We start from the raw sequence: 10,670 nt of genomic DNA, 5'->3' as shown, positions 1-10,670 counted from the left end.
GCGTGAGCTGGCGTCGTCGGGTTCGGGTGGCGCGCCGGTGTTTTCATCCGTGGCGTTCGACCTGGTGGTGCCGAATGTGTGGTTGCTCGGGGACGGTCAGGTCGTCAATGAGTACGGTCCGACCGAGGCGATCCGTACGGCGGGCCGGGTGAGCGCCTCTATCGGACGGGTGACCTGGTCCGGTGGCGGGCCGACGGGGCCGTGGACTTCCTGGGCCGCATCGACGACCAAGTGAAGATCCGTGGCTACCGCATCGAGCTCGGGGAGATCCGTGCCGCCCTCGTGGCACAGGCGTCGGTGTCCGACGCCGCGGTCATCGTGTCGGATGAGCAGCAGTTGATCGCGTACGTCGTCGGCGAGAGCGAAGGCCTTGCCGAGGCGCTGTCGGCGGTGCTGCCGGAGTACATGGTGCCGTCGCGGGCACTCGATCAAGGCGATCGCCCTGGTCGGCGCGTTGCGGGCGCAGGGCTTCGAGGCGGGCGTGGGCGATGTGTTCCGGTACCGGACGGTGGCGGGACTCGCCGCCGCGCTCGGCACCGGCGGCAGCGCTCCCGAGCCGGAGGGCATCGCGCCGTTCGCGCTCGTCCCGCGGAGCGTGCGCGAGGCGCTGCCCGCGGACGTCGTCGACGCCTATCCGCTCTCCCAGGTCCAGCTCGGCATGCTGCTGGAGATGCTCTCCGACGACGGCCTGAACAAGTACCACAACACGTCCACGTTCCGGATCAAGGACGGCATGCCGTTCGACGCGGGCGCGCTCGCCCACGCCGCCCGGACCGTGATCGCCCGGCACGAGATGCTGCGGACGTCCTTCGCGCTCGAAACGTACGAGATGCCCCTCCAGTTGGTGCACCCGGAGGCCGCCACGAGCGTCGTCGTGCACGATCTGCGCGGCACGACGCCCGAGGAGTTCGAGGAGGGGCGGCGCGCGCACATCGTGCGGGAGCGCGCCGAGCTGTTCGACGTCTCGCGGCCGCCGCTCCTGCGGATCTCCGCACTCGTCGAGTCCGACGAGGCCTGGCACCTCGGCTTCACGCACTGCCACGCCATCACGGAGGGCTGGAGCCAGCAGTCGCTCCTCATGGAGGTCCTGAACGCGTACCGCGCGTACGCCGAGGAGGCGGAGCCCGAACCGGAGGAGCCGATGCCGGTGCGGTACGCGGACTTCGTCGCCGCCGAACTCGCCGCGCTCGACTCGACGGAGGACCGCGACTACTGGCGGCTCGTCGTCGAAGGCCACGCGCCGTGCGCGCTGCCCGCCGAGTGGGGCGACGGCGTGGCCGCGGCGCGCGAGGACTTCAAACTGTCGGTGGAGTTCCGCGACATCGAGCCCGCGCTGCGCGCGCTCGCCACGGACACCGGCACGTCCTTCAAGGCCGTCCTCCTGGCCGCGCACCTGAAGGTGCTCAGCTCCGTCACGAACGAGGACGCCTTCCACACGGGCGTCCTGTACAGCGCGCGGCCCGAGGTCCCCGGTGCCGAGCGGGTGTACGGCATGTTCCTGAACACCCTGCCGTTCGCCCACGACCGCACCGCCGACACCTGGCGCGACCTCGTGCGGCAGGTGTTCGACCGCGAGGCCGACGTGTACCGCCACCGGCGGTACCCGCTGCCGGCCGTGCAGCGCCTCGCGGGCAGCGGGCGGCTGTTCGACATCATGTTCCGCTACCAGGACTTCCACCAGGTCGACACCGGCTCCGTGGACGTCCGCGCGGGCGCGGGCGACAGCTCCAACGAGTTCACGATGTCGATCGCGAACGTCCCCGGCAGGCTCGTGCTGCGCGCCGTGAGCACCGGCCTCAACCGCGCCAACGCGGAACGCCTCGCCGGGATGTACCGGGCCGTCCTGGAGGCCATGGCGGCCGACGCGGACGGCGACGCCCGCGCGGCCGTCCTCACGGACGCCGAGCGCGCGCGGCTTCTCCTGGACTGGAACGACACCGACATGGAGTGGGAATGAGCAGGCGCGTGCACGACGTCTTCGCGGCGACCGCCGCGGCCTTTCCGGACTCGGTCGCCGTACGGGCGGGATCGACCGTCCTGACCTACCGGGACCTCGACACCCGTGCCAACCGCGTCGCGCACGAGCTGCGCGCCGCGGGCGTCGGCCCGGAGTCCGTGGTCGGCGTGCTCCTGGAGCGCGGCCCCTGGCTGCTCCCGGTGCTCCTCGGCATCTGGAAGGCGGGCGGCTCCCAGCTGGCCCTCGACGCCGCCATGCCCACCGAGCGCCTGACCTACATGCTGGACACGGCGGGCGCACGGCTCGTCGTCACCCAGCGGACCCTGGCCGGGCTGCTCGGGGACGCGTACGACGGCGAACTCCTCGACCTCGACCGCGACCGGGAGCGCATCACGGGGCGGCCCGGCACCGCACCGGCCGCGGTCGCCCCGGCCCCGGCCGCCCCGGCGGCGGGCAAGCCGTCGCCGGACGGCCTCGCCTACACACTCTTCACCTCAGGCTCGACCGGGCGGCCCAAGGGCGTGCAGATCGCCCACGGTTCGCTCCTGAACCTGCTGTTCTCGATGCGGGCGCGGTTCGACGCGGCACCGGACCACGTGTGGCTCGCGGCGACGTCGGTGTCCTTCGACATCTCGTACGCCGAGCTGTACCTGCCACTGATCACCGGCGGCTCCGTGGTGCTCGTCGACGACAGCGGCCTCGGCGACGCGCTCGCCCAGCTCGACCTCGTCGACACCCACGGCGTCACCCACGTCCAGGCCACCCCCGCGGGCTGGAAACTGCTGCTCGCGGCCGGGTTCACGAGCCGCCCCGTCACGGCGGTGACCACCGGCGAGGCGTGCCCGCCGTCACTCGGCCGCGAACTGCGCGGCCACGTGCACCGACTGGTCAATCTGTACGGGCCGACCGAGACGACCGTCTGGTCCACCGGCTGGGAAGTGCCGCCGGGCACCCCGGACATGCCGGTCGGGCGGCCGATCCACAACACCCGCGCGTACGTGCTCGACAGCGCGCTCCAACCCGTGCCGGTCGGCGTCACCGGCGAGCTGTACCTGGCGGGCACGGGCGTGGCCCGCGGCTACGTGGGCCGGCCCGGTCTGACCGCCGGACGCTTCCTGCCGGAGGAGCTCGGCGGGCCGCCGGGATCGCGCATGTACCGCACCGGTGACCTGGTCCGTTTCCGCGCCGACGGCGACCTGGAGTACCTCGGCCGCACCGACCACCAGGTGAAGATCCGCGGCTACCGCGTCGAACTCGGCGAGATCGAGGAGCAGTTGGTCACCCACCCCGGCGTCGGCTCGGCCGTCGTCGTCGCACGCGAGGACGGCCAGGGCGAACCCTGGCTGGTCGCGTACGTCATCCCGGCCCGCGGCTCCGGGGCGGCCGGTGGCCCCGAACGCGCCGAGGCCGGGCAGGACGAGCTGCGCCGCCACCTCGCCGCGCGGCTGCCCGCGTACATGGTGCCCACGGGCTTCGTCCTGCTCGACCGGCTGCCGCTGAACGCCGCGGGCAAGGTCGACCGCGCGGCCCTGCCCGCGCCCCAGCGCACGGCGCTCGTCGCCGACCGCGCCTACCAGGCACCCCGTACCCGCACCGAGCGGCTGCTCGCCGACGTGTGCGCCGAGGTGCTCGGCGTCCCCGGCGTCGGCGCGCACGACCGGCTCGCCGACCTCGGGGTCGACTCCATGCGCATCGTGCACGTCCTCGCCGCAGGGCGGCGGGCGGGACTCACCGTGACCCTGCGGATGCTCCTGGACAGCGTGACCATCGCGGACCTCGGAGCCGCGATCGACGGGACCACCGCGACCTACGGAGCAGGAGACGATGCAGGCGCTCCCCACGATGACCACGCAGCCCACGACGCCCGCGCGGGCGGGGGCGGCGACGGCGGGCCCGGCGAAGGGAGCGAGCCGGACGGTGGCGCGGGCGGCAGGCCACGGGCCGGTGCGCCGGTGAACGCCGGCAGGACCGCGGCCGACATCGAGGACGTCATGGCGGCGCACGGCATCCCCGGCGCGGCCGTCGCCGTCCTGCGGAGCGGGGAGGTCGCGGCCCTGCACGTGCACGGCGTGCGGTCCCTGGACACGGGCGCGCCCGTCACCCTGCGCACCCGCTTCCAGGCCGGGTCGATCAGCAAGCACGTCATCGCGCTCGCCGCCCTGCGCCTCGTCGCCGACGGGCCGCTCGCCCTGGACGCGCCCCTCGACGAGCACCTGACCGGGCGGACCGTGCCACGGCTGCCCGGTGGCGGCCGGGTCACCCTGCGGCACTGTCTGTCGAACACCGCGGGCCTGTCGTCGGCGTCGGCCACGTGGTGGCACCCCGACGAGGCCATGCCCACCGTGTCCGACGTACTCGACGACGTCGAGGCGGAGGCCGAGCCGGGGTCGGTGTTCCGCAAGGCGGGCAGCCAATGGGCCTTCGTCGAACAGCTGTTGACCGACGTGACCGGGCAGGAGATCGGCAAGCTCGTCGACGAGCTGGTGTTCCAGGAGCTCGGCATGCGGGACAGCGCCTTCACCGCGGGCACCGGCGCGGACGTCGCCGCGGGGCACGACCGGCACGGCGAGGCGCTGCACGGCGGCCACCGCTGTCGCCCCGCGCGGGCCGGCACCGGGCTGTGGAGCACGGCCGCCGACCTCGCCCAGTTCGCCTGCGCGCTGCGCAGGACCCGCAACGGCCTCGGTGACCTGCTGCCGGGACCGCTCGCGGGCGAGATGCTCACCGAGGCCTTCCCCGGCAGTTTCTACGGCCTCGGCACGGTCGTCGACAGCTCCCTCGGAGACGTGGAATTCGGCCACGGCGGGCAGACCCCCGGCTTCCGGGCGCTGACCTCCCTGCGGCTGCGGTCCGGCACAGGATGCGTCGTGATGACAAACTCCGACCTGGGCAAAGAGGTGCACAAGGCCGTCGCGGCCAGCCTCGGCCGGGACATCACCGCACGCCTCGCCGGGGACTGAACACCCCGCGCAGCACTGGAACGAGCGGATCCGGAAACAGCACCGCATGCGGCTGAAGGGATGTATTCAGCCGCATGCGGTGCGCGAGGTTTAAAGCTCGTTGTCCGCCGAATAAGCCGTGGATAACGGCACTTCGTAGCGTCAGGCCCGGCAAGTGTTCGCCTGAAGACGGGGGGTGCCGAGATGGACTTTCGAGTCCTCGGCCCGGTGGAAGCAATGCGGGGCGCCGAAAGAATCGCCCTGACCGGATCCAAAGTTCCTACGGTCCTCGCGGCTCTGCTGCTCGCGCGGGGCCGGGTGGTGTCGGACGCGCGCATGAGCACGCTCCTATGGGGGTGGGAGCCGCCGGCCACGTCCGGCGCACAGATCTACACGTACATGTCGCGGCTGCGGAAACTGCTCGGTGACGAGGTCGCCATCGAGCGTCGCCCGCCGGGGTACGCGCTGCGCGCGCCCCGCAGCACGGTCGACCTCATCGAGTTCGAGCGGCTCGCCGAGCGGGGCCGCGCCGAACTCGCCGCGGGCCGCAACCGCGAGGCGTCCGCCCTGCTCGGCCAGGCCCTCGGCCTGTGGCGCGGCACCGGCGTCTCCGGCGTGACCGACCATCTCGCCGAAGCCGAGCTGCCGCGCCTGGAGGAGGCCAGGATGCACGTCCTGGAGCGGCGCATCGAGGCCGACCTCGCGCTCGGCAGACACGAGCGCCTGACCGCGGAACTCACCGGCCTGGTGGCGGAGTACCCGCTGCGGGAGAAGCTGCGCGCGCAGCTGATGACCGCCCTGTACCGGTGCGGACGGCAGGCCGAGGCGCTGCGCAGCTACCACGAGGGCCGCGACGTCCTCGCGGACCAGCTGGGCATCGACCCGGGGGAGACGCTCGGCTCGACCTACCACGCGGTCCTCGTCGGCAAGCTCGGCTCAGGCCCGGGCGCTGGCGGCGGCGCCCCGGCCGCCGACACCCACGACGACGCGCCCCGGCCCTCGATGCTGCCCGCGGACGTCGAGGAACTCATCGGCCGGGAGAGCGAACTGGCGTCCATGCAGAAGCAGTTGACGCCGGACCCGGACGGCGGCGGGCCGCGCGGCCTGCTCGTCACCGGCATGGCGGGCGTCGGCAAGACGGCGCTCGCGGTCAGGGCCGCGCACGCCGCCGCCCGGCACTACCCCGACGGCCAGCTCTTCGCCGAGCTGACCACGGCCGACGGCACGCCCCGCAGCGTGCGCGACGTCCTCACGATGCTGCTCCGGGCGCTCGGCGAGGTGCCGGACCTCGGTGACTCCGCCGGCGGCCTGGGCGGCGCGGACGGCTCCTACGACGAGCGCACGTGCCTCGACGAGCTGATCCGCCTCTACCGCATCCGCACCGCGGGGAAGCGGCTGCTCGTCGTCCTCGACGGCGCGGTCGACAGCGGCCAGCTGGAGCCCCTGGTGCCGGGCTCGCCCGAGGCGACGGTCCTGATCACCAGCCGGGCCCGGCTGCCACGTGTCACACAGGCCCGCACCACGGTGCTCACGCCGCTGGACGACGGGGCCGCGCTCGACCTGCTCGTCAGCGTCGCGGGCCGCGCCCAGCTCCTCGCCGACCCGGCGGCGACACAGGCGCTGCTCGCCCGCTGCGGCGGCCTGCCCCTTGCGCTGCGCGTCGTCGGCAGCCGCCTCGCCGCCCGGCCCCGCTGGCCCGCAGCGTGGCTGGCGAACCGCCTCGCCGATCCGTCGACGCGGCTGCGCGAACTGTCGTACGGCGGCCTGGACGTGCGCGGAGCCCTGCTCACCTCGCTGCGGCAGCTGCCCCGGCACACCGGCCGTACGCTGATGTGTCTTGCGGCCCTCGGCACGGAGCCCTTCCGGGCCGAGACCGCCGCCCGCTGCCTCGCCGAACCCGAGTCGACGGCCGAGCAGCGCCTGGAGCGCCTGGTGGACGCCGCACTCCTGGACATCTGCGGCGTGGACCGCCTGGGGCGGCCGCTGTACCGCTTCCACGAACTGGTGGTGCTGTTCAGCCAGTCACTGGGGCGGGCGAGAGCGGAGCCCGCGCGGACGTGACCGCTGCGGGACCGCGTGCCAGTCCTCGTCGTCGCCGGGCTCCTGGGGCCCGGCGACGGCCCGGTCCGTGAGGCGGGCGGTGTCGCCGCCCGGTGTGGTGCGCCTGCTGTGCATCGCATTCCTTCCACGAACTGACGAGAACTGACGAGAACTGAGGAGAACTGACGAGATCGACGCGGGGCCGCGACGGTGAGGCGACGGGCCCCGCGCGGCCGACAGTAGGGAGCGGGGACTTCGGTCCCCTATCGATCGGCCTTCCACCGCGCCCGCGCCGCGATATCGGCCCAGCTCAGCCATCGCGGTGCTCGCGCGGCCCCTCGTTCGGGGGAGCGCCGCCCGGTCCGCTCCCCAGCACTCCGGGCGCCAGGCCCAGGGGAGCGGGCTCGGGGAGCTCGCGGTCCGCGGCCTGCTGGTCGGGGTGCCCGCGGCGCGGACCGTCACGATCCGGTCCGGGTTCGGTGCCGTCCTCCTCGTGGTCGGCGTGCTCCGCGGGCGCGTGGCAGGACCGGGCCCGCGTCGCCGCCGCGGGGTTCCAGACGGCGCGCTCCGCGGCCGTGCGGTCCCAGGGCCCGCGGGCCCTGGGCACCGTCAGACGCCGCCCGGCCTCGCCCTGGTGGGCCTGGCCCTCAGCGCGCAGCGGCGGCCTCGCCGTGCGCAGGGCGGCCAGTGCCTCGTCGGCGCGCTTGACCCAGTCCTCTACGCCCACGCGGCGGAAACAGTCGCGGGCCGCTCTCAGGTACTCCCGGGCCCGCTCGTCCTGACCGCCCATCCCGCAGGCCTCCCCGAGGGCCAGCTTGATCTTCCCCAGGACCAGCGGGCTGTGCACCGTGGCGACGATGTCCAGGGCGTGCAGGAGCGTGGCGCGGGCCTGTTCCCAGTCGCCGCGGCCGAGCCGGGCCTCGCCGAGGCCCAGCAGGCCGTGGGCGAGGCCGAGCAGGTCGGAGCTGGCCCGGGTGATGCGGATCATGCGGAGGAGAGCGCTCTCCGCCAAGTCGTACCTGCCTTCGGCGAGATAGACGCGGGCCAGCCGGTGCGTGCCCTGCGCCGTGCTGCGGGCGCCGCCCGGGCTGATGCCCGACGAGATCCGCACCGACCGGAGGCTGAGCTCGCGCGCCTGCGCGAGATGGCCGCGGTCGAGCTCGATCTGCGCCATGTTGTTGAGCACGTGCGCCTGCGACGACAGGTCGCCCACCGCGCGGAACACCTCGAGGGCGGCCGTGCTGCGGTCCATCGCGGAGTCCGTCGCGCCCCGCATCTGGTCGATCATCGCCATGCTGCGCAGGACCAGGGCGCGACCGTGCTCCTCGCCCGCCAGCTCGTGCAGCGCGAGGGCCGCGGTGAAGCCCGCGTCGGCGCGCACGAACCGGCGAAGCCGCATCTCCAGGGCCCCCAGGGCGTACAGCATGGCGCCCTGGCCGCGGATGTTGTCCGCCTCGCGGGCGGCGGCCAGGGCCTGCTGGGCGCACTGGCGCCAGTCGTCGACGTAGTTGCGGGTCTCGAAGAGGACCACCGTGCACAGGGTGAGGTCCCAGGCCAGCTCGTCGAGGCCGGCCCCCGCGGCCTGCCCGACGAGACGTACCAGGGAGAGCCGCTCGGCCTCCAGCCACTCCAGCGGCCTGGCCAGGAGTTCGGCGACGAGGTCGGCGGGCGGCGTGCAGCGCGGCGCCGCGCTGTGGATGATGCTGAAGTCACCGCCGTAGAGCCGCTGATGAGCCTGTTCGGCCAGGCCGAGCGCCGCTTGCAGGACCCGGACGACGGCGGCGCGCCCCTGCTCCTGCGCGTCCTCCCCGTGCGCCCGCTCGCGCGCGAAGATCCGCAGCAGGCTGGGGGAGTGGTACCGGGGCTGCCCGGCCGCGTCCGGGCCAAGCGCGGTGAGGAACTGGGCGTCGACGAGCTGCTCGATGAGCCGCTCCGCGGTGAACTGGTCCGTGTCGAGCAGCGCCGCCGCCACCCAGGGCGCGAAGTCGTGGACGTCGAGGAGGCCGAGGCCGCGGTAGAGCCGGGCGGCCTCCGCGGACAGACAGCGGTAGCTGATCCCGAAGCTCGCCCGGATGCGGGAGGTGCCCTGGCTCAGCTCGTCCAGGCGCCGCTCCTCGTCGCTGAGCCGGGACACCAGGTGGGTCACGGTCCAGTGCGGCTTGGCGGCGAGGCGCGCGGCGGCGATCCGCAGCGCGAGCGGCAGCAGGTCGCACAGCTCCACGAGCCGGGCCACGGCGGCGGGCTCCGCGGCGACGCGCTGGGAGCCGACGACGCGGTCGACGAGCTCCACCGCCTCGGCCGGGGCGAGCCGGTTGAGGTGCACCCGGGCCCGCGGCGGCCAGGCCACGAACTCGGCGAGCTGGTCCCGGCTGGTGACGAGGACGCTGCAGCCCTCGCTGCTCGGCAGCAGCGGCTCGATCTGCGCGTACGTACGGGCGTTGTCGAGGACCACGAGGACGCGCCGGTCGGCGAGCGCGCTGCGGTACATCGCCTCCCGCTCCTCGGGCGCCTGTGGGATCTGTACGCCCGCGAAGCCGAGGGAGCGCAGGAATCCGCCGAGGACCTCGGCGGCGGCCGTCGGCTCGTGGCGCTCGTCGTAGCCGTGCAGATCGGCGAAGAGCACGCCGTCCGGGAACCGGTCGGCGACGCCGCGCCCCCACCGCACGGCGAGACAGGTCTTGCCCACGCCCGCGAGCCCGCTGATCAGCCCGGCCGTCGGCCCGCGCACGTCCGTGCCGCGGTCGAGGAGCACGTCGAGCTGCTCGAGTTCGCGGGCGCGGCCGGTGAACCCGGGGGCGTCCGTGGGCAGCTCGAAGGGCGGATCGTGCGGGAGCGGCGCGGCGGCGGGCGCCTCGATGCCCGCGCCGTCCCGTGCGGCGGGCTCGCGCCCGCGGTCGTCCTGGAGGATGAAGCGGTGCAGCTCCTTCAGCGCGGGTCCGGGTTCGAGCCCGAGTTCGTCGATGAAGCGCTTGCGCCCCCGCCGGTAGCTCTCCAAGGCCTCGGCGCGGTGCCCCGAGCGGTACTGGGCGGTGATCAGCAGGTGCAGCGCGCGCTCGCGCAGCGGATGGGCGCGGACCGTGGCGGCCAGCTCCGAAATGACCCGGTGGTGACGGCCGAGGCGCAGCTGCACTTCCGTGGCGTCCTCGTACACGCTGAGCTTCAGCTCGTCCAGGCGCCGGGCCTCGTCCTCGACGGCACGGCCCGTCACACCCGTCAATGCGGGCCCTTCCCAAAGGCCGAGGGCCTTGGTGTACGAGTGGGCGGCGTCCGTTAATCGGTCAGTCCTGACGGCCTCCTCCGCCGCGGCGACGAGCTGGTGGAACTCGGTGGCGTCCACCTCGTGCTCGCCGATGCGCAACAGATATCCCGGGTGCGCCGTCACGATGACCTGGTCCGTAAATCCAGCAGCCTTGAATGCTTTGCGCAGTGCCGCGATGCAGATGGACACCTGGGTGCGTGCGGTGGCCGGCGGACGGCCGTCCCACACCGTGTCGACGAGCGCGTCGACGGACACGATCCGATCGGTGTTGAGCAGCAAGGACGCGAGGATCGTGCGGTGCCGGGGGCCTCCCACGTGCACCTGGCCGGAGCCGGACATGACAGAGAGCGGGCCGAGAATCTTGAATCTGAATCGGTGCCCCATATTTCCTCCGGAGCCCTGGTGCCTCTGACCAGAGCACTTGAGTGTTACACCTTACGCATCAGTGCGGAGGAATCATGCATCGGAGCCATAA

General features: G+C 73.7%; 5 protein-coding genes. 4 read left to right on the top strand and 1 reads right to left on the bottom strand.

Features of this window, described 5'->3' with window-relative positions:
- The 4 genes from IG74_RS52100 to IG74_RS0116545 all read left to right on the top strand — a co-directional run.
- Positions 1-235 (top strand): hypothetical protein (locus tag IG74_RS52100; protein WP_234334348.1); only part of this gene is annotated, 235 nt, incomplete at its 5' end.
- Positions 236-481: 246 nt separating this feature from the next.
- On the top strand, positions 482-1,957 hold the full coding sequence (locus IG74_RS0116560; protein ID WP_234334347.1) for a condensation domain-containing protein: 1,476 nt from the start codon (positions 482-484) through the stop codon (positions 1,955-1,957).
- Positions 1,954-4,917 (top strand): non-ribosomal peptide synthetase, encoded by a 2,964-nt coding sequence (locus tag IG74_RS52095; protein ID WP_051854946.1) that lies wholly within the window; start codon positions 1,954-1,956, stop codon positions 4,915-4,917. The genes IG74_RS0116560 and IG74_RS52095 overlap by 4 nt, the downstream gene beginning before the upstream one ends.
- Positions 4,918-5,100: 183 nt before the next feature.
- Positions 5,101-6,957 (top strand): AfsR/SARP family transcriptional regulator, encoded by a 1,857-nt coding sequence (locus IG74_RS0116545; protein WP_030676824.1) that lies wholly within the window; start codon positions 5,101-5,103, stop codon positions 6,955-6,957.
- Positions 6,958-7,246: 289 nt separating this feature from the next.
- Here IG74_RS0116545 and IG74_RS0116535 read toward each other — a convergent pair whose 3' ends face one another.
- Positions 7,247-10,534 (bottom strand): AfsR/SARP family transcriptional regulator, encoded by a 3,288-nt coding sequence (locus IG74_RS0116535; protein ID WP_234334346.1) that lies wholly within the window; start codon positions 10,532-10,534, stop codon positions 7,247-7,249.
- Between the last annotated feature and the right edge of the window lie 136 nt (positions 10,535-10,670).

This window comes from Streptomyces sp. NRRL B-1347, assembly GCF_000720325.1.
Taxonomy (GTDB): Bacteria; Actinomycetota; Actinomycetes; order Streptomycetales; family Streptomycetaceae; genus Streptomyces.
Note: the sequence above shows the minus strand (reverse complement) of the source record. Positions and strands in the feature narration are given on the sequence as shown.